A 25,358-nucleotide genomic window follows, 5' to 3' on the forward strand; every position below is an offset into this window, starting at 1 on the left:
GCGGCCCGGACCTGTCAGAGTGTCCGCATGACGAAGCTCTCGACGATCCAGCTGCGCGAGCGAGACGCACTGGCGGAGGATCTGAGGTCGCTCTCGCCCGAGCAGTGGAGATCGGCGACGCTGTGCGGCGAGTGGGACACGGAGGAGGTCCTGGCCCACCTCGGCGCGGCCTCGCGGCTCTCGTTCCCGGGCTGGCTGCGCAGCATGATCGGGGCCCGGTTCGACCCGGACCTACACAACCGCCGGCGGCTCGAGGAGTTCCGCGGGGCCACGCCCGAGGAGACGCTGGCACGGTTCGCCGGGATCGGACCGATCAGGCTGCCGCGTACGGAGAGCGTCGGCGGGCTGGGGGAGCTGATCGTCCACGGCGAGGACATCCGGCGACCGCTGGGAATCAAGCACGACCCCGACGCCGAAGGGCTCACCGCCGTCGCGAGGTTCTTCGCCACCAAGGACTTCGCGGTCAACAGCAAGTCGCTGGTCGCCGGGCTGCGTCTGCGGGCGGTCGACGCCGACTTCGCAGCCGGCGAGGGCCCCGAGGTCAGCGGCCGCCTGCTCGACCTGGTGATGGCCATGGCCGGTCGGCGCGAGGTGGCGGCGGACCTGGACGGCGACGGTGTGGTTGAGCTTCTGGGCCGGTTGAGCTGAACTCGCCGGGGTAGTCCATGGAGTTTCCGTCGCTCTACCGGCCGGTAATGGACGGAAACTCCCTGGACTACCCGGCGGCCGTAAGGTGTCTGGTGCGATGAGGGCGGTACGGCAGGGACGAGACGAGTCAGGCAGCGAGCGGAGCCGGCTCGAGCGGTTGATGCAGGAGTCCGTACGAGTCTCCCCGGCGCCCGGAAGCCACTCGCCCGCATGGCGGGCGAGCGTGACCCTGCTCATCGGGCTGGTGGCGCTGGCCGTGACCGGACACATCGAGCTGGCCGCGTACGCCTGTTTCGGCACCTTCGCCTCGATCTACGGCGGCCGGCAGCCGCTGCGGGGACGGTGGCGGACCCAGGCCGCCGCCGGGGCGCTGATGTCTCTCGCGGTCCTGTGCGGCGCGCTCGTCGCGACCTCCTCGCACCGGGCCTGGCTCGTCATCCCCGCCGCCGCGGTGTGGGCCGCGGCCGGGTCGATGCTGTCGGACCGGTTCGTGCTGCGGCCTCCGGGGCCGATGTTCCTGGTCTTCGCGGTGGCCACGTGTGCGGCGCTTCCGGTGACCATGTCCGGGGTCGCGGTGGCGGTCGGGGTGGCCGCGGCCGCCGCCCTGATCGCGATTGCCCTCGGGCTGCTCGAGGAGCGGCTCGCCGCCAACGGCGCCTCGGTCGAGCCGAACCGTGGCGAGGTCCGGATCGACCACGCGACGGCGGTCGTCGTGGCGGTCGTGGTCGCCGGTACGGTCTCGACCGCCCTCGGGCTCAGCCACACCTACTGGGCGATGGTGGCCGCGGCCGTGCCGTTCGGCGTCACCGGGCTGATGGCCCAGACGACCCGCGGACTGCAGCGGGTGGTGGGCACCGTGATCGGTCTCGTCCTGGCGGGCGTGCTGCTCTCGATCTCGCTGCCGGCCCTCGTCGTGGCGGTGGTCGTCGCCGCTCTCCAAGCGGTCACCGAGCTGCTCGTCGGGCGCCATTACGGCCTCGCGCTCGTCGTCATCACCCCGCTCTCGCTGCTGATGGTGCAGCTCGGCCATCCGCAGCCCGTCGACGCTCTGCTGTGGTCACGGTTCGCCGAGACGCTTCTCGGTGTCGTCGTGGGTCTCGCCGCGGCTCTCGCGCTCCGCGAGTTCCGCCGCCGCTGACACCCCAGCCGAATCTGCAGTTGTGGGTGACGAAACTGCAGTTTCGTCACCCACAACTGCAGATTCGACCGGGTAGCGACCTACTTCTCGAAGACGGCCTGGTCGAGCACGCGGCGCTCGTCGTCGGCGAGGACGAGGAGGTCCTCGCGGGCGAGGCCGGTGCCCTCGCCTGAGGGGGAGAGGTTGATGAAGAACTCGTGCTTGACCGTGTCGTGGAACGAGGTCTCGCGCATCGAGATGAAGTCGAGGTCGGCGAGGTCCTGGAGGAGCAGGCGGAGGTGGTGGGGGGTGCAGACCCAGTTGTGGGTGTCGATGTAGCGCTCCCCGCGGCGGGCCTCCTCACCGTTGGCCTTCACGGTCTCCAGGTTGTTGGCGAAGGTGTAGTCGCCCTTGTGGCGCGGGCCCCAGGCGGTGATGCCGCCGTGCTTGGCCGCGTTGAGCCGCTCCTCGATGACCGCACCCATGGTGTGCACCGAGGACGGGTAGAGCGAGGCGTCGATGACCCGCGACAGCGAGGCGCGCTCACGGAACCGGTCGAAGCAGTAGCGGTGGTCGGGGATCACCAGGGCGAGCACGCCGTCGGGGTTGAGCAGCTTCTCGCACTCGTTGACGAAGTCGATCATCGAGGTGGTGTGCTCGATGACGTGGGAGGCGACGATCAGGTCGAACCGCTCCGGAATCACCTCTGACCAGGGAGTTCCCGGCCGGAAGACGTAGTCGACCTCCTCGATGTCATCGGGGTTGTACTGCGAGAAACCGGCATACCGCTGCACCAGGCCCTCGCGGTCGAGATAGTCGACGATGCGTACGTCGTAGCCGTCCCGCTTGGGCAGGATCGCGTTGTGCGCGGGGCCGATCTCCAGGATCAGGGCGTCGGGCTTGACCCCGGCGAGCACCTGCTCGCGGCGCAGCTCCAGTCGGTCCATGCCCGGGATCGCCGGCACCGCGGTGGTGCGGTTGCGGTCTCCCTGCAACCCCTCCACCTTCGTACGCAGCCTCTGGTTGCGCTGCTTGAGCTCGTCGATCCGGTCGTGCAGGCGCGCTGCCTCGGCGTCGGCGGCACGGACGGTCTGCAGACCCGCGGCAGCGAGGCCGCGGCGTACGGCGCCCCTGAAGGTGGGCAAGACAGGTCCTCCTGGAAAGAGTTCAGCGATTGCGGGGTGGGATGTAGGGCTCGGCTGCCAGGGCGGCCCGGCCGCGCTCGGCACCGAGCGCGTGCTCGTCGTCGGGCACGGCCTTGTCGTTCTCGGGGTCGAGCACGTCTCGGAGCAGGTCGGGGACGAGCGAGCGGCCGAGCACGATGTGCAGGTGGTTGGTGAGCCAGTCGTCGAACGAGTAGTCGCCCGAGAAGGCCCCGGCGGCGAGCTCGGCGCGGGTGGGCGTGCGCGCGAGATAGGCGTCCTGCAGCGTGCCGGCGAGATAGCGCTGGTAGTCGCGCATCCCGTGGTGGCGCGGGCTCGGCCGGAGGTCGGGGCTCGCCTCGTAGCCCTTGCCGGCGTTGATCACCTTGCGCTCCAGCTGGGACCAGGAGCGCCAGGGGAGGTGGAGCACCTCCATGGCGACCTCGTCGGCCGGCTGGCCGTTGCTCGTCAGCGAGACGAAGTGGTTGCCCTGGACGACCTTGATGTCGGACTCGCCGCGGTGGATCGCGTTGGGCGTCGGGTGGGCGTGCAGCCCGACCGCCTCGAGCCGTTCGTCGGGGCGCCGGTCGCGCCACTGGAGCCGGTTGATGCCGCCGCCCTTCCAGGCGGGCGGGCCGACGAGGTTCTCCACCTCGACGGTGAACGCGTTGAGGGAGAGGGGAGTGGCCTCGAGCGCCTGGCGTACGGTCAGGCCCTTGTCCTTCGGCACCAGGAACTCGTCGGCGTCGAGGTTGAGGACCCAGTCGGCACGGAAGTGGGTGCGCGCCCGCCGGGCCATCGCGGTGACGACCTTGCCCTGCTGCTTCTCGTGGACGGGGTCGTGGTGGAGCTCGACCCGTCCCGTCGCGGCGTAGCGCTCGAGTACCTCGGTGGTGCCGTCGACCGATGCGTTGTCCGTGACGATCAACGTGTCGACACCCTGGTCCAGGTGGTGCTCGATCATCGCGGCGACGATGTCGACCTCGTCCCGGACCATCATTGTCCCGATGATCCTCATGCCGTGAAACACTACCGGCACGGTGGACGTTGTCGAGATCCCGCGCCGTACGCCGGGACGCGCCCAGGCGCCCGCGCGGGTGCTCGCGCGCGTGGCGTTGTGGGCCTCGGGCGACGGGTGTGCAAGGGTGGACGCCGTCCGTGCGCGATTCAGAAGGGGGCTGGCCGAGCCAGTGTTGACCATCCTTGTCATCTTCGTGGCGATGTTCCTCATCGTCGCGCTGGCCGGACTCGTGATCGTCTACACGGTCTTCCCCCATCGCGGACAGAAGATGCCGTACGCCACCAAGCTCGGCGAGGCGATGGAGCGGGCCGTCGACACGGCCCCCACGCTCAGCCCGGCCACGCGCCTGCAGACCCGCCGCGAGGACCATCTCGCCGAGCTGTTCGGTGAGCGCAAGCCAGGAACTACGGAAAACAACGCGTGATTTGATTGGATGAGGCCATGGAAATGGTCACCCTCATCGTCATCATCGCGGTCGCCGCTGTCGCGATCATCGGCGGCGGCATCGTCGGACTGGTCACCAGCACCCGGCGCCGCAAGGACCGTTCGCTGTCGCCCGAGGCGGGGACCGACGTCATCACCCGCCCGACCGAGCCCACGGTCGAGGGGCCGACGGCCGGGGAGGCCGAGCCCGCGACGGCGGAGCCCGCCGCCCCGGTCCTCGAGAAGCCGGAGAGCACCGCCTCCCGCCTGGTGCGGCTGCGCCAGCGTCTGGCCGGCTCCAACGCGCTGGGCCGCGGCCTGCTCAACCTGCTCTCGACCGACCAGCTCGACGAGGACACCTGGGAGTCCATCGAGGACCTCCTGCTCACCGCCGACATCGGCGTGGCGCCGACCCAGGAGCTGGTCGAGGGCCTGCGCACCCGGCTGCGCGTCGAGGGCGGAAAGGCCGACCCGAAGGCGGCGCTGCGTGACGAGCTGATCAAGCTGGTCGACCCCGGCATGGACCGCCGGCTCCAGGTCAGCGGCGCCGACGGCGCTCCCGGTGTGGTCCTGATGGTCGGGGTCAACGGCACCGGCAAGACCACCACCACCGGCAAGCTCGCCCGCATCCTGGTCTCCGAGGACCGCAAGGTCGTCCTCGGTGCCGCCGACACCTTCCGTGCCGCGGCCGCCGAGCAGCTCACCACCTGGGGCGAGCGCGTCGGTGTCGAGGTCGTCCGCGGCCCGGAGGGCACCGACCCGGCCAGCGTCGCCTTCGACTCGGTCAAGGAAGGTCTCGACACCGGCGTCGACACGGTCATCGTCGACACCGCCGGCCGGCTGCAGAACAAGGCCGGCCTGATGGACGAGCTCGGCAAGGTCAAGCGCGTCATCGAGAAGCAGACCCCGGTCACCGAGGTCCTGCTCGTCCTCGACGCCACCACCGGCCAGAACGGGCTCATCCAGGCCCGTGTCTTCAGCGAGGCGGTCGCCGTCACGGGCATCGTCCTGACCAAGCTCGACGGCTCCGCCAAGGGCGGGATCGTCGTCGCCGTCCAGCGCGAACTGGGCGTTCCGGTCAAGCTCGTCGGCCTCGGCGAGGGCCCCGACGACCTGACTCCGTTCACGCCTGAAGCCTTCGTCGACGCGCTTCTGGGTTAACAGCAGGTGCCGCATGGCAGGATCGCCGGTATGCGCCATTCACTCGCCGGCAGGGCCGAGACCTCCATGCAGGCCCGGCTGCTCGCCCAGCTCCGTGACGAGGGCCCACTGTCGCGAGTGCAGCTCGCCGACCGGCTGAACGTCTCCCGCACCACGATCGCGGCCGAGGTGGGCCGGCTCACCGAGCTGGGCATGGCCCACGAGGTGGGGCCGGCGGCCTCTCGCGGCGGTCGCCGCTCGACCCTGGTCGACCTCGCGCCGGACATCCGGTTCGTCGGCATCTCCATCGGCGCGACCAGCATGTCGGTCGGCCTCACCGACGGACGGCTCTCGGTGATCGGCACCCGCACCCGGACGTGCGACATCCGCAGCGGCCCGGAGAAGGTGCTCGCGACCGCGCTCGACGAGGTCCGCGCGCTCCTGGACGAGCACGGTGTCACCCAGCCGATGGGCGCCGGTGTCGGCGTACCAGGGCCGGTCGACTTCCACCGCGGTGTCTCCGTGTCGCCGCCGATCATGCCCGGCTGGGACGGCTATCCCGTGCGGGACGCGGTCGCCCGCGAGCTGGGCTGTCCGGTCGTGCTCGACAACGACGTGAACGTGCTCGCCGCGGGGGAGCAGCACGCCGGTGTCGCCCGCACCGCCCGTGACTTCCTCTACGTCAAGATCGGCACCGGCATCGGCTGCGGGATCGTCGTCGACGGCGAGCTCTACCGTGGCGTCGACGGCTGCGCCGGCGACATCGGCCACATCCGGGTCGAGGACTTCGGCCCCACCTGCGCCTGCGGCAACACCGGCTGCCTGGAGGCGTTCTCCGGGGGAGCGGCGCTGGCCCGCGAGGCGCTCGCCGCGGCCCGTTCCGGACGTTCCCCGGTGCTGGCCGAGCTGCTCGCCGAGAAGGGCGAGCTGAGCGCCGAGGACATCGCCATCGCGGTGGCACGGGGTGACGCCCAGGCGGTCCAGCTCATCCGGGAGAGCGGCCACCGCATCGGCCAGGTGCTCGCCAGCCTGGTCTCGTTCTTCAACCCCGGCCTCATCGTCATCGGCGGCCGGGTCAGCAAGCTGGGCCACGGGCTGCTCGCCGAGATCCGCAGCGTGACCTACCGCCGCTCGCTGCCGCTGGCCACCGGCAACCTCCCGATCGTGCTCAGCGAGCTGGGGGACGAGGGCGGTGTCATCGGTGCCGCTCACCTGATCAGCGCCTCGGTGTACGCGCCCAGCAGCGCGGAGGCGTAAACCCGACGCCCGACCACTCCGGAGGGCCTCCATCGTCCCACCTTTCGAAATCTTCTTGCGAAAGAACGCAAGTCGCTTGACGTGACCGGCGTCACATCGCTACGTTCGCGGACGATCTCGCTTCCCCTCCCACGACAGCGAGAGAAGGAGATGGACCGTGCGCAGATTCACCCTCTGGAGCGTCGCCACGACCGTGGTCTCAGGGCTCCTGGTTCTCCCCCTCACGACGTCCGCGGACGCGGCCCCGACGGCCGCCCCGCCGCCGGACACGGACTTCGAGAAGGTGACCCTCAACGACCGTCCCGGTGAGCCCATGGACCTCGCGGTCCTGCCCAACGGGGACGTCCTCCACACCACCCGGGCCGGGAAGGTCTGGCTCAACGACGCCGACACCGGCGTCAACAGCGTCGCCGCCGAGTTCGACGTCTACCAGCACGACGAGGAGGGTCTGCAGAGCATCGCTCTGGACCCCGGATACAACGGCCGCACCAACAAGTGGGTCTACGTCTACTACTCACCGCCGATGAACACCCCTGTCGACGACCCGGCCACGCCGGACGTCAACGAGGGTGACGCGCCGGAGTTCGGCACGCCCGCCGACTTCGCGCCGTTCAAGGGCGCCATCCGCCTCTCCCGCTACCAGTACGCGGGCGGCAAGATCGACCTGTCCACCGAGCAGCAGATCATCGACGTACCCGTGGACCGCGGGCGCTGCTGCCACGTCGGCGGCGACATCGTCTTCGACTCCGCGGGCAACCTGATCCTCGCCACCGGCGACGACACCGACCCGTTCCAGTCCGACGGCTTCGCCCCGCTCGACGACCGGGAGAACCGTAGCCCGGCCTTCGACGCGCGGCGTACGGCGGCCAACACCGCCGACCTGCGCGGCAAGCTCCTGCGGATCAAGCCGAAGGCCGGCGGCGGCTACACCATCCCTGCGGGGAACCTGTTCGCGCCGGGCGCCGCCAAGACCCGTCCGGAGATCTACGCGATGGGCCTGCGGAACCCGTTCCGGATCGAGATCGACCGAGAGACCGACCGCATCTTCGTGGCCGACTACTCGCCCGACGCCTCCTCCGCGAACCCGGACCGCGGCCCGGCCGGCCAGGGCAAGTGGACCGTCGTCACGAAGCCGGCCAACTACGGCTGGCCGCTGTGTGCCACCGCCGAGCTGCCCTATCACGACTACGACTTCGCGACCGGGACCTCCGGGCCGGCGTTCGACTGTGATGCTCCGATCAACGACTCCCGGCACAACACCGGCCTGACCCAGCTCCCGCCGGTGACGCAGCCGACCGTCTGGTACACCTACGGCCAGTCCGCGCAGTTCCCCGAGCTCGGCACCGGCGGCATCTCCCCGATGGCCGGCCCGGCGTACGACTTCCGGAAGTCGGCGACGAAGGACCCGCTCTCCGGTGCCTGGCCGGAGTACTACGACGGCGTCCCGCTGTTCGCGGAGTGGAGTCGGGACTACATCAAGGGCATGCGGCTCGACGCCGACGGCGAGCTCACCGGCATCGAGTCGGTGCTCTCCACCTTCGCCACGGACAACGTGATGGACCTGGAGTTCGGCAAGGACGGCTCGCTCTACATGCTCGAGTACGGCGACGGGTACTTCAGCGAGAACGAGGAGGCCCAGGTCTCCCGGATCGACTACATCGCCCGCACCGGCAACCACTCCCCGAAGCCGGTGATCAGCGCCGACAAGACCGCCGGCCAGCCGCCGCTGACCGTCGCCTTCGACAGCGCCGGGACGACCGATCCTGACGGCGACAAGCTCGTCTACCAGTGGGACTTCGACGGTGACGGCACCTTCGACGCCACCGGGAAGACCGCCACCCACACCTACGCCGAGCCGGGGGCCTACCGTGCGACCCTGACCGTCACGGACAAGGGCAAGGCGGGTCGCGGCAAGCACGCCTCGGCCGACGTCGACGTGATCGTCGGCAACGACGTGCCGGTGGTGACCCTGACCACCAGCCCGGCGCCCGGCGAGGCGTTCCACTTCGGCGACACCGTGCACTTCCAGGTCGAGGTGACCGACGACCAGCCGGTCGACTGCGACAAGGTCTCGGTGACGTACGTCCTGGGCCACGACGAGCACGGCCACCCGCAGTCCACCGCCAACGGCTGCAGCGGCTCGATCGTGACGACCGTCCCCGGCGGCCACGACCCCGGCCAGGACGACCTGAACGCCGTCTTCGTGGCGGAGTACACCGACCCGGGCGAGGGCGACATCCCGGCGCTGACGGGCAGCGATGAGGTGGTGATCACACCCAGCGAGTGACCCTCGCGATCGCCTGAAAGGGGCACCCGGCCAGCAGTGGCCGGGTGCCTCTTTTCGGATACTTTGTCCAATCACTTTTCAAAGTTCGCCAGAAACTTTGCAGAAACCGCCGAGAAAGGGTTGTACAACGTGAGCCGGGTCACTAGTTTGTCTCTCGGCCACGGAATTCTGTGACTGCCATCACAGGACGTGGTCGTCGAGCGACCCATCACGACCCATCACGACCCCGACAGGAGGCCACCGTGCGCGACGCAGACATCACCGTGCGGGTCTCCGCCACCGCTGACCCGGCTGCCGTGCGGACCGCCCGCATGGGCCTGCTCCTGCGGTCTCTGCGCGACCGCGGCCCGCGCACGCGGGGGCGCCTGGCCGAGGAGACCGGGCTGACCCGGTCGGTCGCCAACGGCCTGGTCGACGAGCTCGCCGAGCTGGGGCTGGTCTGCCGCGAGGACGGCGACCGTCGTGGCGCCGGTCGCCCCGGCGTCCAGGTCCGGCTCGTCGGCCGCTCGGTGTGCGGGATCGGCGCGGAGATCAACGTCGACCATCTCGCCGTCGTCGCCCTCGACCTGGCCGGGACCGTGATCGCCGAGGCCCGCCGCGGCATCGACGGCCGGAACCTTCCGCCGGAGGGTGTGCTGGCCGAGCTCGCCGGGCTGATCGCCGACGCCCTCGCCGAGGCCCGGACCGCCGGCGCCACCGTCGCGGGCATCACCGTCGGGGTCGCCGGCCTCGTCGACGCCACCACCGAGCGGGTCACGCTCGCCCCCAACCTCGGCTGGCGCGACATCGACGTCGTCGAGGACGTACGCCGCCGGCTGGCCGCCACCCCTGCCGAGCCGGTGCCGCCGGTGCGGGTGGCCAACGAGGCCAACCTCGCGGCCACCGCCGAGCTCGACCTCACAGACGACGACCGCGCCGACATGGTGGTGCTCTACGGCGAGGTGGGCCTCGGCGGCGCGGTCGTCAGCGGCGGCCGGGTCGCACCCGGCCGGCACGGCTGGGCAGGCGAGATCGGCCACCTCCCGGTCGACCCGCGCGGCCGCCTCTGCGGCTGCGGCCGCACCGGCTGCTGGGAGACCGTGGTGGGTCTGCGGGCGCTGCTCGAGGCCGCCACCGACCCCGACGACCCGATCCGCGACCCGGCGCTGACCCTGGAGGAGCGGCTCGCCACCCTGGTCGAGCGGGCCAGGCTCGCTGACGGCCGCACCCTGGCCGCGCTGGACGAGGTCGGGACCTGGCTCGGGACCGGCGCCGCCGTCCTGGTCAACACGCTCAACCCCGGCACCGTCGTGCTCAGCGGCTACTACGCCGTCCTCGGCGAGTGGCTGCGGCCGGCGGTCGAGGCCCGGCTCGCCGCCGACGTCCTCGCCCCGCGCGCCGGCGGCACCCGGGTGGCGATCTCAGTCTTCGGCCCGACCGCCGCGGTCCGCGGCGGCGCACTGGTCTCCCTCGAGACGGTGCTCTCCGACCCCACCGTCCTCGCCGACCTGCCCGAACTGCACGGAGGAACCCGATGACCCAGACCCCGACGCCGTCGTCCGACGGCCCCACCGCCGGCACGGAAGGGGGTGGCGTACTGCTGGAGATGAGCGGGATCGTGAAGCGGTTCCCCGGCGTGCTCGCCCTCGGCGGTGTCGACCTCGACGTCCGCGCCGGCGAGGTGCACTGCCTGCTCGGGCAGAACGGTGCCGGCAAGTCGACCCTGATCAAGGTGCTCTCGGCGGCGTACCAGCCCGACGAGGGGGAGATCCTCTGGGAGGGCGAGCCGGTCCGGCTGGCCACCCCGGTCGCCGCCATGAAGCTGGGCGTCTCGACGATCTACCAGGAGCTCGACCTGGTGCCCGGGCTCACCGTGACCGAGAACATCTTCCTCGGCCACGAGCTCGCCACCGCCGGGTTCAGCCGCCGCGCCGAGGCGACCCAGCGGGTGCGTACGCTGCTGGCGCGGCTCGGCCACAGCGAGGTCGACCCGAACCGCCTGGTCGGTGACCTCTCGCCGGCCGGGCAGCAGATCGTCAGCATGGCGCGGGCTCTCTCCCACGACACCCGCCTGCTCATCCTCGACGAGCCGTCGGCGGTCCTCGACCAGGAGGAGGTGGACAACCTCTTCCGGGTGGTCCGAGGCCTCACCGCGGAGGGCGTCGCGATCATCTACATCTCCCACCGTCTCGAGGAGATCCGGCAGATCGGCGACCGGATCACGGTCCTCAAGGACGGCCGCACCGTGGCCACCGGGCTCTCCGTCGCGGAGACCCCGACCCGGGAGCTGATCACGCTCATGACCGGCCGCGAGATCGAGTACGTCTTCCCCGACCGCCCCACGACGCGACCCGGTCGGGACGCCACCCCGGTGCTCGAGGCCAGCGGCCTGTCCGGCGACCGCTTCCACGACGTCGACCTGCGCGTCCACGCAGGCGAGATCGTCGGCCTGGCGGGCCTGGTCGGCTCCGGCCGCTCGGAGATCCTCGAGACCATCTACGGCGCCCGCCGCTCCAGCGCCGGCACGGTCACCGTCGACGGCCGCCGGCTGCGCCGCGGCTCGGTCCGCGCCGCCGTGGCCGCCGGGATCGGGCTGGCTCCCGAGGAGCGCAAGAGCCAGGGGCTGCTGCTCGACCAGGCGGTCTACCGCAACGTGACCGTCTCGTCCCTGAGCAGGTTCTCCAAGGCCAGCTTCCTGGACAGCGGCGCCGAGCGCCGCGCCGCCGAGGAGCTCAGTCGCTCGCTCGACGTACGTCCTGCCGGGGTGGACCGGCCGGTCCGCAACCTGTCCGGCGGGAACCAGCAGAAGGTCGTGCTCGCCCGGTGGCTGCTGCGCGACTGCAAGGTGCTGCTCCTCGACGAGCCCACCCGGGGCGTCGACGTCGGGGCACGCACCGAGATCTACAACCTCGTCCGCCGCCTGGCCGACGAAGGCGTCGCCGTGGTCGTGGTGTCCAGCGAGGTGGAGGAGGTGCTCGGTCTCGCCGACCGGGTCCTCGTCATCAGCGAGGGCTCCGTCGTCCACGAGGGACCCGCCACCGAGATCGACGAGTCGAAGGTCCTGGACCTCGTGATGGAAGGAGAGGTCGCATGAGCGACACCACCCCGACGAACGCTGCTGTGGCCCAGGAGGACACGGCTCGCGTCGAGAAGGAAGCGGCCCGCAGGGCCGAGCCCGGTGGCGTCGGCCAGCTGCTGCGCAGCGGCGCCGGGCACAACCTCGGCCTGGTCCTGGCACTGGCGCTGCTGGCCCTGGTCGGCGTCGTCTCCGGTGGCGAGCGGTTCGCCTCCGTCGACAACGTGATGACGATCCTGCGTCTCGCCGCGGTGATCGGCGTGGTCAGCATCGGGATGACGTTCGTCATCACCGGCGGCGGTATCGACCTGTCGGTGGGCGCGATGGTCGCGCTCTCCTCGGTCTGGTGCACCACGCTGTCGACCCAGGCGATGGCCAACGACTACCACTGGATCTTCATCGTCACCACGGCCCTCCTCGTCGGCGCGGGCGCCGGACTGATCAACGGGCTGCTGGTCGCGTACGGCGGAGTGGTGCCGTTCATCGCGACGCTCGCGATGATGGCCAGCGCCCGCGGTCTGGCCGAGATCATCTCCGCGCGCAAGACCCAGATCGTCAGCGTGCCCGGGTTCACCGACGCGTTCTCCCGGGACATCCTCGGGATCTCGGTGCTGGTCTGGATCTTCGTCATCGTGGCGGTGATCGGCTGGGTCGTGCTCAACCGCACCACCTTCGGCCGGCGCACACTGGCCATCGGCGGCAACCCGGAGGCCTCGAGGCTGGCCGGCATCAACGTACGCCGCCACACCGTGCTCCTCTACGTGCTCGTCGGTCTCTGCTGCGGCATCGCGGCGGTCATGCTGGTCAGCCGCACCACGACCGGCAGCGCGACCCACGGCCAGCTCTACGAGCTCGACGCCATCGCGGCGGTCGTCATCGGCGGCACCCTGCTCGCCGGCGGCCGCGGCACCATCGTCGGCACCGTCTTCGGGGTGCTGATCTTCACGACCCTCACCAACGTGTTCGTGATCAACAACCTCTCGATCTCCGCCCAGGCCTTCACCAAGGGCCTGATCATCGTCGCCGCCGTGCTGCTGCAGAAGCGGTTCGCGCGACGGCCAGGGTCATGACAGGCGTACGTCCTCGACCCTCTCGGACTCGTCCCTCCACCACCCTCGCACGATCTAGGAGCACCACCACCATGAAACTGAAGTCCACAGCAAGAATCCTCGTCGCCGGGCTCTCGGTGCTGGCCCTGTCGGCCTGCATCAGCAACACCCCGGAGAAGTCCGAGAACGTCGGCGGTACGTCCAACGCCGCCGCCGGCTCCAACGATGAGAAGGGCGACACCGTCGTCATCGGCTTCTCGGCTCCCGCCGCCGACCACGGCTGGATGGGCGCGATCAGCGAGCAGGCCAAGACCGCCGCCGAGGCCTACGACGACGTCGACCTGCGCCTGGCGGAGGGCACGAACGACGTCAGCCTGCAGATCAGCCAGGTCGAGACCTTCATCAACGACAAGGTCGACGCCATCGTGCTGCTGCCCTTCGACGGCGCCGCGATGACGCCGGTCGCGCTCAAGGCGATGGAGGCGGGCATCCCGGTCATCAACGTCGACCGTGAGTTCAACGACCCCAACGCCGCGCGCGTCACCGTGCTCGGCGACAACTACGGCATGGGCGTCTCGGCCGGTGAGTACGTCTGCGAGCAGGCCGACGGCAAGACGGACGCCGTCGTCGCCGAGATCGCCGGCATCGACTCCCTGCCGCTGACCCAGGACCGGAGCAAGGGCTTCAAGGACGCGCTGGCCAAGTGCGACCTCGACGTCGACAACCGGGTCGCCGCCGACTTCACCGTCGAGGGCGGCGAGAAGGCGGCCTCCAACCTGCTCCAGGCCGCGCCGAAGATCGACTTCCTGTGGAACCACGACGACGACCAGGGCGTCGGCGTCCTGGCCGCGATCAACAACGCCGGCCGTGACGAGTTCACCATGGTCGGCGGCGCGGGCTCGGCCAACGCGATGCGCGAGATCGAGTCGGACAAGGGCGTCCTCAAGGCGACGGTCATCTACCCCTCCACCCAGGCCGCCGACGGGATCAAGCTCGCCCGGCTCCTGGCCCAGGACAAGGCGATGTCCGACCTGGTCGAGGTGACCGTGCCGCGCACCATCCAGCTGGACGCGCCGGTCGTCACCAAGGAGAACGTGGAGGAGTTCCTCCCCACGGCCTTCGAGTCCTGACCGCCTGCCCAAGCCAGACCGCAAGGTCGCTCCGCGCTCGGGCGCGGGGCGACACCACCGAGACACAGGATCGAGTTCCGATGACCGAGCAGAACGCCACTCTCGGGGTGGGGATGATCGGGTACGCCTTCATGGGTGCCGCCCACTCCCACGCCTGGCGCAGCGCCCACCGCTTCTTCGACCTTCCCCTCACCCCCCGGATGCAGGTCGTCTGCGGCCGCGACGCCACTCGCGTGGCCGAGGCCGCCACCCGCTTCGGCTGGGAGGAGAGCGCCACCGACTGGCGCGAGGTGATCGCCCGTGACGACGTCGACCTGGTCGACGTGTGCACCCCCGGCGACACCCACGCGGAGATAGCGATCGCTGCCCTGGCGGCCGGCAAGCACGTGCTGTGCGAGAAGCCGCTGGCCAACACCGTGGCCGAGGCCGAGCGGATGGCCGCGGCCGCCGCCGAGGCCGCCGAGCGAGGAGTGCGCGCGATGGTGGGGTTCACCTACCGCCGGGTGCCCGCCGTCGCCCTGGCCCGGAAGCTGGTCGCCGACGGTCGTCTCGGAGAGCTCCACCACGTGCGGGCTCAGTACCTCCAGGACTGGCTCGCCGACCCGGAGACCCCGCTGAGCTGGCGGCTCGACAAGACCAAGGCCGGCTCGGGCGCGCTCGGCGACATCGGCGCCCACGTCATCGACCTGACCCAGCACATCACCGGAGACCGGATCCGTGAGGTCGCCGGGATGCTGGAGACCTTCGTCAAGGAGCGTCCGGTCGCCGAGGCCTCGTCCGGTCTCTCCGCCACCGCCGGCGAAGGTCGTGGCCCGGTCACCGTCGACGACACCGCGGTCTTCCTCGCCCGGTTCGCCGGGGGAGCGATCGGCTCGTTCGAGGCGACCCGCTTCGCCACCGGCCGCAAGAACGCGATCCGGATCGAGATCAACGGGTCGAAGGGCAGCCTGGCCTTCGACTTCGAGGACATGAACGTCCTGCACTTCCACGACGCGACCCTGCCGGACACCGAGGGCGGCTTCCGCCGGATCGTCGTCACCGAGCCCGAGCACCCGTGGCTGGAGGGCTGGTGGCCGCCCGGCCACGGCCTCGGCTACGAGCACGGCTTCACCCACCAGGTCGTCGACCTCGTCCGCGCGCTCGGTGAGGGGGCTGAGCCGACACCGTCGTTCGCCGACGGCCTCCAGGTCCAGCGCGTGCTCGCCGCCGTCGAGACCAGCTCCGACACCAGGACATGGCAGGAGATCCCTGCCTGATCCACCCCGGGGCCACCCGGCCTCCAGCCTGTTCAGACCGTTGAGCACAGAAGGGACAGCACCATGAAGTACGCATCGAGAAGGTTCCGGACGCTGATCGCGAGCATCGGGCTGGTGGCCGTGGCCGCCATGGCCCCGGGCCTGTCGCCGGCACCGGCCGCGAGCGCCGACAGCTCCGACGGGAGCGAGGGGCTGGGGACGTACGACGTCCTGGTGTTCTCCAAGACCGCGGGGTTCCGGCACGGGTCCATCCCGAACGGCATCGCGGCGATCCAGCAGCTCGGGGCCGAGAACGGCTTCACGGTGACCGCCACCGAGGACGCGGCCGTGTTCAACGACGCCAGCCTGGCTGAGTACGAGGCGGTGCTCTGGCTCTCCACGACCGGTGACGTGCTGGACGCGGGACAGCAGGCCGCGTTCGAGCGCTACATCCAGGACGGCGGCGGCTACGTGGGTGTCCACGCGGCCTCCGACACCGAGTACAACTGGCCCTGGTACGGCGGCCTCGTCGGCGCCTACTTCGCCGGACACCCCGCGCAGCAGACCGCGACCGTGAAGGTGCACGCGCGCAACACCGCGGCGACGGCCGAGCTGCCGAAGCGGTGGACGCGCTGGGACGAGTGGTACAGCTTCCGCGACCGTCCCGCCGACTCGATCCGTGTCCTCGCCGACCTCGACGAGACCAGCTACAGCCCCGGCCGGTTCGCCATGGGTGACCCGCACCCGATCGCCTGGTGCCACGAGTACGACGGCGGGCGGGCGTTCTACACCGGGATGGGCCACACGAACGAGTCGTTCACCGAGCCGGCGTTCCTCTCCCACGTCCTCGGCGGCATCCAGATGGTCGCGGGGGTAGCCCCGTTCCGCTGCGAGGCGGGCTGATGGGCAGCAGAGTCGGCGTCTGGCTGGTCGGTGCCTGCGGCTCGGTGGGTGTCACCACGACGGTCGGCGCGCTGGCCGTGCGGGCCGGGCTCGCCGGACGGGTCGGGCTGGTGGCCGAGCAGCCGGAGATCGCCGCTGCCGGGTTGCCCTCTCTCGACGATCTGGTGATCGGCGGGCACGATCTGTGCACCGAGCCGCTCGTGAAGCGGGCCGAGCGGCTCGCCGCAGGCGGTGTCCTCCCGGCCGGGATCCTGCCGGCGATCGCGGGCGAGCTCGAGGAGGTCGAGGGGCGGCTGCGTACGGGCTATGACCCGGCGGGCGCCGAGCCGCAGGGTGCCGCCGTCGAACGGCTGACCGCCGATCTCGTCGCCTTCCGTGAGGAGAACGGGCTCGACCGGGTCGTCGTGGTGGACGTCGCGAGCACCGAGCGGCCGGCCGAGGTCACCGACGGTGGGCCGCTGGCCGACCCCGATGCCCTCGACGCGGCCCTGGCAGCGGGGGAGTCGCCGCTGCCGGCCAGCTCCGTCTACGTCCTGGCCGCCTACCGGGCCGGCTGCCCGGTGGTCTCCTTCACGCCGAGCCCGGGGCCGCGGCTGCCGGTGCTCGTCACGCTCGCCGAGCGGGCCGGCCTCCCGTGGGCCGGCTCCGACGGCAAGACCGGCGAGACGCTGCTGAAGTCGGCGCTGGCGCCGATGTTCGCGACGCGAGCGCTGCAGGTCAACGCCTGGGCGTCCTACAACATGCTCGGCGGCGGTGACGGTGCCACGCTCGCCGACCCGGCCAACGCGCAGAGCAAGCTGGCCACCAAGGCCCAGGGTCTGGAGGCGATGCTCGGCCACCCGGTGGAGGGGCCGATGCACATCGACTACGTGCCCGACCACGGCGACTGGAAGACCGCCATCGACCACGTCTCCTTCGAGGGGTTCCTCGGGGTGCGGATGTCGCTGCAGTTCACCTGGAGCGGCTGCGACTCGGCGCTGGCCGCGCCGCTGGTGCTCGACCTGGCCCGGCTCACCCTGCGGGCGGCCGAGGTGGGGGAGAGCGGACCGCTGCCGTTCGGGTTCTTCTTCAAGGACCCGGCCGGCTCCACCGAGCACCGGCTCGGTACGCAGTGGGACGAGCTGGTCGCGTGGTGCAGTCGCGTCGGTCAGGTGGGCGTATGACGCCTCGCGCCCGAGCCTTCGCCGAGCTGGTCCGGCTGCCGGCCGCCCTCACCGTGCCGGGCGACACCCTGGCCGGGGCGGCCGCGGCCGGCCCGCTGCGGGCCCGGTCGGTCGCCATGCCGGCCGCGTCGGTGGCGCTCTACTGGGCCGGGATGGCGCTCAACGACTGGGCCGACCGCGACCTCGACGCCGTCGAGCGACCGGAGCGGCCGATCCCATCGGGCCGGGTCAGCCCCCGCCAGGCGCTGGGGGCGGCCGTCGGGCTGACCGCGGCGGGCGTCGGGCTGGCCGCGCTCGCCGGAGGCCGTCCGGCCGCCGCCACGGCGGCGGCCCTGGCCGGTGCGGTGTGGGCCTACGACACCGTCCTCAAGGACACCCCGGCCGGACCGTTCGCGATGGCCGCGGCACGAGGTCTCGACGTGCTCCTCGGGGCGAGTGCTGCCGGACGTACGCGGGCCGGGCTCGTCCCGGCCGGCCTGCTCGCCGCGCACACCGCAGGGGTCACCCTGCTCAGCCGGGGCGAGGTCCACGGCACCCGGCCCCTCACCGCGGGGCTCGCCGGTGGCGTCACGGTCGCGACCGCGGCCATGGCGGCCGGGCACGGGCGGGCGGCGCTTCCCGTCGCCCTCGCCGCGACGTACGCAGGCAGTGTCGGCTCCGCCCAGCTGGCCGCGGTCTCCTCGCCGGATGCCGGCACCGTCCGGCGGGCCACCGGCGCCGGGATCCGCGGGATGATCCCGCTGCAGGCTGCGCTGATCGCCCGTCGCTCGCCGCTGGCCGCGATCGGGCTGCTGGCCGCAGGGCCGATCGTCAGGGCCGCCTCGAAGGTGGTGTCGCCGACATGACCGCGACCAGCACCCTGCGGTTCGGCTACGGCACCAACGGCATGCACAGCCACCGGCTCGAGGACGCCCTGACCGTCCTGGCCGACCTGGGCTACGACGGTGTCGCGCTCACCCTCGACCACCTCCACCTCGACCCCTACCGGCCGAACCTCGCGGGCCGGGTGGCGCAGATCGGCGACCGGCTGGACGAGCTCGGCATGTCCGTCGTGGTCGAGACCGGCGCCCGCTACATCCTCGATCCGTACCGCAAGCACCACCCGACCCTGCTCCACCCGGCTCCGGAGGCGAGCCGCCGGGTCGACTACCTGCACCGCGCGGTCGAGGTCGCCGCCGACCTCGGTGCCGAGGCGGTCTCGTTCTGGTCGGGCAGCCTGCCAGAGGGCGTCGACGAGGACCGGGCATGGGGCCGTCTGTGCGACGGCGTCTGGCGGGTCCTCGACCTCGCGCAGCGTCGCGGCGTCGTGTGCGCCGTCGAGCCCGAGCCCGGGCACTTCATCGACACCCTCGACGCCCTTCTCGAGCTGCGCCGCCGGCTCGACGACCCCGAGCTGCTCCGGGTCACCCTCGACCTCGGACACGTCGTCTGCAACGAGCCGCGGGGGATGGCCGAGACCATCCGCCGGGCCGGCCCGCTGCTGGCCAACGTGCAGGTCGACGACATGGTCGAGGGCGTCCACGAGCACCTCGAGCTCGGCACCGGCGAGGTCGACTTCACCGCCGCGCTCGGCACCCTCGTCGAGATCGGCTACACCGGGCTGGCCTCGCTCGAGCTGCCCCGGCAGTCCCACGCCGCCCCGGTCGTCGCAGAGCGCTCCCTGGCGTTCCTGCGCGAGACCCTGGCGGCGCTCCCACACACCGAGGAGGTGCGCGCATGAACGAGACGCTTCTGACCGAGTGGTGCGCCGAGATCGAGGCCACCCCGGCCCGGATCCGGACCCGCTTCCCGGCCGCGGCCAGGGAGATCGGGCGCACTCCGGGCACCTCGCCCGAACCGGGTGCGGACCGGGTCGAGGACGACGTACGGGTGCGGCTACTGGGCGCGCTCGGCCGCGGCCTCGCGGGCGACGCCGACGCGCTGAGCGCCGAGATCCACGACCTCTACCGCTTCGGCGACGCCGACGAGCGGCGCGCGGTCCTGCTCGGCCTCGGACACCTTTCGGAGCTGCTGGGCGACCGAGCCGTCGACCTGCTCCAGGACGCGCTGCGCACCAACGACCCGCGGCTGGTGGCCGCCGCCATGGGGACGTACGCCGCCCGTCTCGACGACGCCGCGTGGCGTCAGGCCGTCCTCAAGTGCCTCTTCGTCGGCGTACCTCTTCGTCTGGTCGACGGGCTCGACCTCCGTGCCGACGACGAGCTGCGACGCATGGTCGCCGACTACGCCGCCGAGCGGCGCGCCGCCGGCCGCGAGGTGCCCGCCGACGCCCTGCCCCTCCTTCCCGACCCCGCCCCCCTCCACACCACTCGGGAGTCCTGATGCGCATCTTCGACCCGCACATCCACATGAGCTCGCGCACGACCGACGACTACGAGGCGATGTACGCCGCCGGCGTCCGCGCCCTGGTGGAGCCGGCCTTCTGGCTCGGCCAGCCGCGGACCAGCGTCGACTCGTTCGTCGACTACTTCGACGCACTGGTCGGCTGGGAGCGGTTCCGGGCCTCGCAGTTCGGCATCGCCCACCACTGCACGATCGCGCTCAACCCGAAGGAGGCCAACGACCCGCGCTGCACGCCGGTGCTCGACCTGCTGCCGCGCTACCTCGCCAAGGACGGGGTCGTCGCGGTCGGCGAGGTGGGCTTCGACTCGATGACCGAGGAGGAGGAGAAGGCCTTCAGCAGGCAGCTCGAGCTGGCCCGTGAGTTCGCGCTGCCGGCGATGGTGCACACGCCCCACCGCGACAAGCTGGCCGGCACCCGCCGCACCCTCGACCTCGTCGAGGCGGCCGGGATGGAGCCCGGCATGGTCGTCGTCGACCACCTCAACGAGGTCACCGTCGACGTCGTCGACGAGGCGGGCGCCTGGATGGGCTTCTCGATCTACCCCGACACCAAGATGGACCCCGACCGGATGGTCGCGATGCTTTCCCAAAGAGTTCAGGATGGCCGTGGGCTCGATCGGGTGCTGGTCAACTCCGCCGCCGACTGGGGGAGGTCCGATCCGCTCCGGACGAGGGCGACCGGCGAGGCGATGCTCGCCGCCGGGTTCTCCGAGGACGACGTCGACAAGGTGCTGTGGCGCAACCCGGTGGAGTTCTTCGGCCAGAGCGGACGGCTGCTGCTCGACGTACCCGAGGCCGACCAGGGCGCGACCTTCGCCGGCAACTCGCTGCTGCGGGGTGAGCGGGCATGAGGTTCCGGCACGGCGACGGCACCGTCGTCCACCTCGGCTACTGCAGCAACGTGCACCCGGCCGAGGATGTCGACGGCATCCTCGACCAGCTCCGCCGCTACGCCGGTGAGGTGCGGGCGCGCCTCGGCGAGCCCCGGCTCGGTCTCGGGCTGTGGCTCCCCGCGGCGACGGCCCACGAGCTGGCCGGCGACCCGGCCACCCTCGGTCGGCTCCGCGCCGGGCTGGACCGCCACGGCCTGGAGGTGGTCACCCTCAACGCCTTCCCGTACGCCGGGTTCCATGCCCCGGTCGTGAAGCGCGACGTCTACTCCCCGGACTGGTCGACCCGGCGCCGCCTCGACTACACCCTCGACTGTGCCCGGGTGCTGGCGGCGCTGCTGCCCGACGATGCCACCCGCGGCAGCATCTCGACGCTCCCGCTGGGCTGGCGCACCCCGTGGTTCACCGACCGCGACCGGGCCGCCCGGGAGCTGATCGGCGAGCTCGCCGACGGCCTGGCCGGCATCGAGGCCGAGCACGGTAGGACGATCCGGGTCGGGTTCGAGCCGGAGCCGGGCTGCGTCGTGGAGACGACCCGCGACGCGGTCACGCGGCTCGCTGGGCTGGCACCGGAGCACCTCGGGATCTGCGTCGACACCTGCCATCTCGCCACCCAGTTCGAGGACGCCACCGAGGCGCTCGACCGGCTGCAGGTGGCCGGGCTGCCGGTCGTCAAGGTCCAGGTCTCCGCTGCCCTGCACGCCGACGACCCGAGCGACCCGGCGACCCGGGAGGCCCTCGCCTCCTACTCCGAGGACCGCTTCCTCCACCAGACCCGCGAGCCCCGCGGGGCGCGGGTGGACAGCCGCGACGACCTGCCCGAGGCGCTCGGTGGCCATCGTCCGCTGCCGGCCGAGCATCCGTGGCGGGTGCACTTCCACGTACCTCTCCACGCCGACCCGGCTCCGCCGCTGCGCAGCACCCGCGACCACCTCGCCGGCACGCTCGACGCGCTCCTCGGCGGCCCGGTCGCGCACACCGACCACCTCGAGGTCGAGACCTACACCTGGGGCGTCCTCCCCGAGCAGGTCCGCCCCGACGGGGACGCCGGCCTGGTCGCGGGCATCGCGGCCGAGCTCGACTGGACACGCGACCGGCTCCTCGAGGCCGGACTCGAACAGCTGCAGGAGGCATCGGCATGAGCGACAACCTGGGTGAGAAGCTGCTGGTCATCGACGTGGTCGGGATGACCCCCGAGCTGCTCCAGCACATGCCGCGGGTGCGGCAGGTGGGGGAGTCGGGGTTCACCGCCGAGCTGGGCACGGTGCTGCCCGCGGTCACCTGCTCGGTCCAGTCGACCTTCCTGACCGGTGCGCTGCCACGCGACCACGGCATCGTCGGCAACGGCTGGTTCTTCCGCGACCTCGGCGAGGTGCTGCTGTGGCGCCAGCACAACGCGCTGGTGCAGGGCGAGAAGCTCTGGGACGTCGTACGCCGCCGGCGCCCGGGCGCGAAGGTCGCCAACATCTGCTGGTGGTACGCCATGGGCGCCGACGTCGACACCACCGTCACCCCGCGCCCGGCCTACCACGCCGACGGCAAGAAGTCGCCGGACTGCTGGACCTGGCCACCGTCGCTCCACGACGAGCTCACCCAGGAGCTCGGCCCGTTCCCGCTGTTCACCTACTGGGGACCGACCGCCTCGATCAAGAGCTCGGCATGGATCGTCGAGGCCGCCCGCAAGGTCATGCCCGACCATGACCTCACCCTCGTCTACGTCCCTCACCTCGACTACGACCTGCAGCGGTTCGGACCCGACAGCCCCCAGGCCGTCCAGGCCGCCCGCGACGTCGACGCCACCCTGGCACCGCTGCTCGACGACGCCGAGGCCGCAGGGGTCCGCGTCGTGCTGCTGAGCGAGTACGGCATCACCGCCGCCTCCCGCCCGGTCGACATCAACCGGCTATTGCGCCGCGAGGGTCTCCTGCACGTCCACCACAACGCCACCGGCGAGCTGCTCGACCCGTGGACGTCGCGGGCCTTCGCGGTCGCCGACCACCAGATCGCCCATGTCTACGTCAAGGACCCCGCCGACCTGGAACGCGTCCGGGCCCTGCTCACCGGCCTCGACGGCGTCGCCGAGGTCCTCGACCGCACCGGCCAGGCGGCGTACGGACTCGACCACGAGCGCGCCGGCGAGCTGGTCGTGGTGGCCGAGCCCGATGCCTGGTTCACCTATTACTACTGGCTCGACGACGCGAACGCGCCCGACTTCGCCCGCGGCGTCGAGATCCACAAGAAGCCCGGCTACGACCCGGCCGAGCTGTTCCTCGACCCCGAGGACCGCTGGGTCAAGCTGCGGGCCGCCACCACGCTGGCCCGTAAGACCGCCGGGCTGCGCTACGCGATGAGCGTGGTGCCGCTCGACCCCGCCCCGGTCTCGGGCAGCCACGGCCGGCTGCCGGACGACCCGCGGCACGGCCCCGTGCTCGTCTGCTCCGACGCCTCCGCCAAGCGCGACCGGTTCGAGGCCACCGAGGTCCGTGACCTGCTCGCATCCCTGCTCGCCTGAAAGCTCCCCCTGAGGAAGGACAATCATGACCCGACCGATCACGCTCTTCACCGGCCAGTGGGCCGACCTGCCGTTCGAGGAGGTCTGCCGCCTCGCCTCCGAGTGGGGCTACGACGGCCTGGAGATCGCCTGCTGGGGCGACCACCTCGACGTCTGGCAGGCCGCCGAGGACGAGACGTACGCCCAGGCGAAGCTGGACCTGCTGGAGAAGCACAACCTGAAGGTCTTCACGATCTCCAACCACCTCAAGGGCCAGGCGGTCTGCGACGACCCGATCGACCAGCGGCACCAGGACATCCTGCCCGCGAAGATCTGGGGCGACGGCGACCCCGAGGGCGTACGTCAGCGGGCGGCCGAGGAGATGAAGATGACCGCCAGGGCGGCGAAGAACCTCGGCGTCAAGACCGTCGTCGGCTTCACCGGCTCCGCCATCTGGAAGTACGTCGCGATGTTCCCGCCCGTCTCCCAGGAGACGATCGAGGCCGGCTACCAGGACTTCGCCGACCGGTGGAACCCGATCCTCGACGTCTTCGACGAGTGCGGGGTGCGGTTCGCCCACGAGGTGCACCCCTCGGAGATCGCCTACGACTACTGGTCGACCGTCGCGACCCTGGAGGCGATCGGTCACCGGGAGGCGTTCGGCCTCAACTGGGACCCCAGCCACATGGTGTGGCAGCAGGTCGACCCGGTCGGGTTCCTGTGGGACTTCCGCGACCGGATCTACCACGTGGACTGCAAGGACACGAAGCTGCAGACCGGCAACGGCCGCAACGCCCGGCTCGGCTCCCACCTGGCCTGGGCCGACCCGCGGCGCGGCTGGGACTTCGTCTCCACCGGCCACGGCGACGTCCCCTGGGAGCAGTGCTTCCGGATGCTGAACGCCATCGGCTACGAGGGCCCCATCTCGGTCGAGTGGGAGGACGCCGGCATGGACCGCCTCGTGGGCGCGCCCGAGGCGCTGGAGTTCGTCCGCCGGCTCGCCTTCGACGCCCCGGAGGCCGCCTTCGACGCCGCCTTCAGCACCAACGACTGACTCGACCCCGAGAGTTCGAAACCCCCCGAGAGGAAACAGCCATGTGTTACGGATTCGATGGTGAGGGCGCGCTGCGCCGCTCGCTGGAGGAGCGCGGCCTGAGCCGTCGCTCGATGGTCAAGGGCGCGCTCGGCGCCGTCGCGGGCGGTGCCATGCTGGCCGCAGCGCCGGGCCTGCTCTCGCCGGCCGGTGCGGCCGTGGCGGCCAAGCGCGGCGCCTGCCGGGTGCCCCCGGGCCGGATCAGCATCCAGCTGTGGACGCTGCGCGACGACCTCAACGGCGCGGCGGGCTTCGACGCGACGATGACGAAGATCGCGGAGATGGGCTACCCGCGGGTCGAGCAGGCGCTGGGCTACTTCGGCAAGACCGCGGCCGAGCTGCGCGCCTTCTACGACGGTCTCGGCATCCGCGCCTCCTCCTCCCACGACGGCATCAGCGCCACACCCGCCGACCTGCAGACCAAGCTGCAGAACGCCGCGACCCTGGGCCAGCGCTACATGGTCGTGCCCTACCTCGCCTCGAGCTCGCTCTCCGACTGGCAGACCTGGGCGGAGCAGATGAACGTCGAGGCGGCCGCCGCGAAGCGCTACGGGATCGCCTACGGCTACCACAACCACGCCCACGAGTTCACGACCGATCTCGGCGGCGGCGTGACTCCCTGGGACGTCCTCACCAGCGAGCTCGACCCCGGGCTGGTGCACCTCGAGATCGACATCTACTGGGCCGTGACGGGCGGGGTCAACCGCGGTCTGTCCAACGCCGAGGCGATCGACTTCGCCATCGACACCATCACGTCGGGGCCGCAGCGGGTGCGGCAGTACCACGTCAAGGACCGCAACCCCGCCACCGGCGACCACGTCGACCTCGGCACCGGCTTCATCGACTTCGCAAAGGTCTTCGAGGCCCACGAGGTCGAGGAGTACATCGTCGAGAACGACACCCCGGAGATCAGCCCGCTCCGCACCGCGGAGGTCGGCTACTCCTACCTGCGCCGCCTGCGCTACTGACCG

At 71.5% G+C, this 25,358-nt stretch carries 23 protein-coding genes; 21 read left to right on the forward strand and 2 right to left on the reverse strand.

The genetic code is table 11. The features are described from left to right. Positions 1 to 27: 27 nt before the first annotated feature. Positions 28 to 648, forward strand: a complete 621-nt coding sequence (locus ACWZJV_RS23405) for a maleylpyruvate isomerase family mycothiol-dependent enzyme (RefSeq protein WP_457179032.1) — start codon at positions 28 to 30, stop codon at positions 646 to 648. A 97-nt stretch (positions 649 to 745) separates the two neighbouring features. Beyond that, positions 746 to 1,786, forward strand: a complete 1,041-nt coding sequence (locus ACWZJV_RS23410) for an FUSC family protein (RefSeq protein WP_457179034.1) — start codon at positions 746 to 748, stop codon at positions 1,784 to 1,786. 80 nt (positions 1,787 to 1,866) lie between these two features. Here the strand turns inward: ACWZJV_RS23410 and ACWZJV_RS23415 are convergent, their stop codons facing one another. Then, positions 1,867 to 2,910 carry a methyltransferase domain-containing protein gene (locus ACWZJV_RS23415; RefSeq protein ID WP_008358258.1) on the reverse strand — a complete coding sequence of 348 codons (1,044 nt, stop codon included), beginning with the start codon at positions 2,908 to 2,910 and terminating at the stop codon, positions 1,867 to 1,869. A gap of 22 nt (positions 2,911 to 2,932) precedes the next feature. Then, on the reverse strand, positions 2,933 to 3,925 hold the full coding sequence (locus ACWZJV_RS23420) for a glycosyltransferase family 2 protein (RefSeq protein ID WP_196874819.1): 993 nt from the start codon (positions 3,923 to 3,925) through the stop codon (positions 2,933 to 2,935). Between the two features lie 175 nt (positions 3,926 to 4,100). Between ACWZJV_RS23420 and ACWZJV_RS23425 the strand changes: the two genes are divergently transcribed. The 19 genes from ACWZJV_RS23425 (at position 4,101) to ACWZJV_RS23515 (ending at position 25,355) form a co-directional block, all read left to right on the forward strand. Beyond that, positions 4,101 to 4,352, forward strand: coding sequence for a hypothetical protein (locus ACWZJV_RS23425; RefSeq protein ID WP_040755246.1), 252 nt, complete (start codon positions 4,101 to 4,103; stop codon positions 4,350 to 4,352). A gap of 17 nt (positions 4,353 to 4,369) precedes the next feature. Next, positions 4,370 to 5,512, forward strand: a complete 1,143-nt coding sequence (gene ftsY / locus ACWZJV_RS23430) for a signal recognition particle-docking protein FtsY (protein ID WP_040755245.1) — start codon at positions 4,370 to 4,372, stop codon at positions 5,510 to 5,512. 30 nt (positions 5,513 to 5,542) lie between these two features. Next, complete coding sequence (locus ACWZJV_RS23435) at positions 5,543 to 6,748, forward strand: ROK family transcriptional regulator (RefSeq protein ID WP_008358254.1); 1,206 nt, start codon at positions 5,543 to 5,545, stop codon at positions 6,746 to 6,748. A 157-nt stretch (positions 6,749 to 6,905) separates the two neighbouring features. Then, positions 6,906 to 9,035, forward strand: a complete 2,130-nt coding sequence (locus ACWZJV_RS23440; protein WP_457179037.1) for a PQQ-dependent sugar dehydrogenase — start codon at positions 6,906 to 6,908, stop codon at positions 9,033 to 9,035. 242 nt (positions 9,036 to 9,277) lie between these two features. Continuing rightward, a complete protein-coding gene (locus tag ACWZJV_RS23445) occupies positions 9,278 to 10,552 on the forward strand; it encodes an ROK family transcriptional regulator (protein ID WP_307785655.1) in 1,275 nt (424 codons plus the stop codon). Continuing rightward, the gene (locus ACWZJV_RS23450) at positions 10,549 to 12,108 is read left to right on the forward strand and encodes a sugar ABC transporter ATP-binding protein (protein ID WP_457179039.1); all 1,560 of its coding nucleotides are present in this window, start codon (positions 10,549 to 10,551) and stop codon (positions 12,106 to 12,108) included. The genes ACWZJV_RS23445 and ACWZJV_RS23450 overlap by 4 nt, the downstream gene beginning before the upstream one ends. Further along, entirely contained in the window at positions 12,105 to 13,160 is a 1,056-nt protein-coding gene (locus ACWZJV_RS23455; protein ID WP_457179041.1) for an ABC transporter permease, read from the forward strand. Before ACWZJV_RS23450 ends, ACWZJV_RS23455 begins: the two co-directional genes overlap by 4 nt. 71 nt (positions 13,161 to 13,231) lie before the next feature. Then, positions 13,232 to 14,269, forward strand: coding sequence for a substrate-binding domain-containing protein (locus ACWZJV_RS23460; protein WP_457179043.1), 1,038 nt, complete (start codon positions 13,232 to 13,234; stop codon positions 14,267 to 14,269). An 80-nt stretch (positions 14,270 to 14,349) separates the two neighbouring features. Beyond that, positions 14,350 to 15,525: a Gfo/Idh/MocA family protein gene (locus tag ACWZJV_RS23465; protein ID WP_457179045.1), complete on the forward strand. Its 1,176-nt coding sequence runs from the start codon at positions 14,350 to 14,352 to the stop codon at positions 15,523 to 15,525. Between the two features lie 63 nt (positions 15,526 to 15,588). Continuing rightward, on the forward strand, positions 15,589 to 16,407 hold the full coding sequence (locus tag ACWZJV_RS23470; protein ID WP_457179047.1) for a ThuA domain-containing protein: 819 nt from the start codon (positions 15,589 to 15,591) through the stop codon (positions 16,405 to 16,407). Further along, positions 16,407 to 17,570 carry an inositol-3-phosphate synthase gene (locus ACWZJV_RS23475; RefSeq protein WP_457179049.1) on the forward strand — a complete coding sequence of 388 codons (1,164 nt, stop codon included), beginning with the start codon at positions 16,407 to 16,409 and terminating at the stop codon, positions 17,568 to 17,570. The genes ACWZJV_RS23470 and ACWZJV_RS23475 overlap by 1 nt, the downstream gene beginning before the upstream one ends. Then, positions 17,567 to 18,415, forward strand: coding sequence for an SCO3242 family prenyltransferase (locus ACWZJV_RS23480; protein WP_457179051.1), 849 nt, complete (start codon positions 17,567 to 17,569; stop codon positions 18,413 to 18,415). Before ACWZJV_RS23475 ends, ACWZJV_RS23480 begins: the two co-directional genes overlap by 4 nt. After that, positions 18,412 to 19,290 carry a sugar phosphate isomerase/epimerase family protein gene (locus tag ACWZJV_RS23485; RefSeq protein WP_457179053.1) on the forward strand — a complete coding sequence of 293 codons (879 nt, stop codon included), beginning with the start codon at positions 18,412 to 18,414 and terminating at the stop codon, positions 19,288 to 19,290. The genes ACWZJV_RS23480 and ACWZJV_RS23485 overlap by 4 nt, the downstream gene beginning before the upstream one ends. Next, positions 19,287 to 19,892 (forward strand): EboA domain-containing protein, encoded by a 606-nt coding sequence (locus ACWZJV_RS23490; protein ID WP_457179055.1) that lies wholly within the window; start codon positions 19,287 to 19,289, stop codon positions 19,890 to 19,892. Before ACWZJV_RS23485 ends, ACWZJV_RS23490 begins: the two co-directional genes overlap by 4 nt. Further along, entirely contained in the window at positions 19,892 to 20,764 is an 873-nt protein-coding gene (locus ACWZJV_RS23495; RefSeq protein WP_457179057.1) for a TatD family hydrolase, read from the forward strand. The genes ACWZJV_RS23490 and ACWZJV_RS23495 overlap by 1 nt, the downstream gene beginning before the upstream one ends. Then, complete coding sequence (eboE, locus tag ACWZJV_RS23500; RefSeq protein ID WP_457179059.1) at positions 20,761 to 21,945, forward strand: metabolite traffic protein EboE; 1,185 nt, start codon at positions 20,761 to 20,763, stop codon at positions 21,943 to 21,945. Before ACWZJV_RS23495 ends, eboE begins: the two co-directional genes overlap by 4 nt. Next, on the forward strand, positions 21,942 to 23,315 hold the full coding sequence (locus ACWZJV_RS23505; protein ID WP_457179061.1) for an alkaline phosphatase family protein: 1,374 nt from the start codon (positions 21,942 to 21,944) through the stop codon (positions 23,313 to 23,315). Before eboE ends, ACWZJV_RS23505 begins: the two co-directional genes overlap by 4 nt. A 25-nt stretch (positions 23,316 to 23,340) precedes the next feature. Beyond that, positions 23,341 to 24,348, forward strand: a complete 1,008-nt coding sequence (locus ACWZJV_RS23510; protein WP_196874805.1) for a sugar phosphate isomerase/epimerase family protein — start codon at positions 23,341 to 23,343, stop codon at positions 24,346 to 24,348. A gap of 41 nt (positions 24,349 to 24,389) precedes the next feature. Then, the gene (locus ACWZJV_RS23515; protein WP_457179063.1) at positions 24,390 to 25,355 is read left to right on the forward strand and encodes a sugar phosphate isomerase/epimerase family protein; all 966 of its coding nucleotides are present in this window, start codon (positions 24,390 to 24,392) and stop codon (positions 25,353 to 25,355) included. Positions 25,356 to 25,358 lie beyond the last annotated feature (3 nt).

Source organism: Nocardioides sp. WG-D5, from assembly GCF_054031175.1.

Excerpts from the sequence above, each read along its gene's own strand:
- ACWZJV_RS23405 (WP_457179032.1), top strand. The coding sequence starts at position 28 with ATGACGAAGCTCTCGACGATCCAGCTGCGCGAGCGAGACGCACTGGCG.
- ACWZJV_RS23410 (WP_457179034.1), top strand. The coding sequence starts at position 746 with ATGAGGGCGGTACGGCAGGGACGAGACGAGTCAGGCAGCGAGCGGAGC.
- ACWZJV_RS23420 (WP_196874819.1), bottom strand. The coding sequence starts at position 3,925 with ATGAGGATCATCGGGACAATGATGGTCCGGGACGAGGTCGACATCGTC.
- ftsY (WP_040755245.1), top strand. The coding sequence starts at position 4,370 with ATGGAAATGGTCACCCTCATCGTCATCATCGCGGTCGCCGCTGTCGCG.
- ACWZJV_RS23435 (WP_008358254.1), top strand. The coding sequence starts at position 5,543 with ATGCGCCATTCACTCGCCGGCAGGGCCGAGACCTCCATGCAGGCCCGG.
- ACWZJV_RS23450 (WP_457179039.1), top strand. The coding sequence starts at position 10,549 with ATGACCCAGACCCCGACGCCGTCGTCCGACGGCCCCACCGCCGGCACG.
- ACWZJV_RS23455 (WP_457179041.1), top strand. The coding sequence starts at position 12,105 with ATGAGCGACACCACCCCGACGAACGCTGCTGTGGCCCAGGAGGACACG.
- ACWZJV_RS23460 (WP_457179043.1), top strand. The coding sequence starts at position 13,232 with ATGAAACTGAAGTCCACAGCAAGAATCCTCGTCGCCGGGCTCTCGGTG.
- ACWZJV_RS23465 (WP_457179045.1), top strand. The coding sequence starts at position 14,350 with ATGACCGAGCAGAACGCCACTCTCGGGGTGGGGATGATCGGGTACGCC.
- ACWZJV_RS23470 (WP_457179047.1), top strand. The coding sequence starts at position 15,589 with ATGAAGTACGCATCGAGAAGGTTCCGGACGCTGATCGCGAGCATCGGG.
- ACWZJV_RS23475 (WP_457179049.1), top strand. The coding sequence starts at position 16,407 with ATGGGCAGCAGAGTCGGCGTCTGGCTGGTCGGTGCCTGCGGCTCGGTG.
- ACWZJV_RS23480 (WP_457179051.1), top strand. The coding sequence starts at position 17,567 with ATGACGCCTCGCGCCCGAGCCTTCGCCGAGCTGGTCCGGCTGCCGGCC.
- ACWZJV_RS23485 (WP_457179053.1), top strand. The coding sequence starts at position 18,412 with ATGACCGCGACCAGCACCCTGCGGTTCGGCTACGGCACCAACGGCATG.
- ACWZJV_RS23490 (WP_457179055.1), top strand. The coding sequence starts at position 19,287 with ATGAACGAGACGCTTCTGACCGAGTGGTGCGCCGAGATCGAGGCCACC.
- ACWZJV_RS23495 (WP_457179057.1), top strand. The coding sequence starts at position 19,892 with ATGCGCATCTTCGACCCGCACATCCACATGAGCTCGCGCACGACCGAC.
- eboE (WP_457179059.1), top strand. The coding sequence starts at position 20,761 with ATGAGGTTCCGGCACGGCGACGGCACCGTCGTCCACCTCGGCTACTGC.
- ACWZJV_RS23505 (WP_457179061.1), top strand. The coding sequence starts at position 21,942 with ATGAGCGACAACCTGGGTGAGAAGCTGCTGGTCATCGACGTGGTCGGG.
- ACWZJV_RS23510 (WP_196874805.1), top strand. The coding sequence starts at position 23,341 with ATGACCCGACCGATCACGCTCTTCACCGGCCAGTGGGCCGACCTGCCG.
- ACWZJV_RS23515 (WP_457179063.1), top strand. The coding sequence starts at position 24,390 with ATGTGTTACGGATTCGATGGTGAGGGCGCGCTGCGCCGCTCGCTGGAG.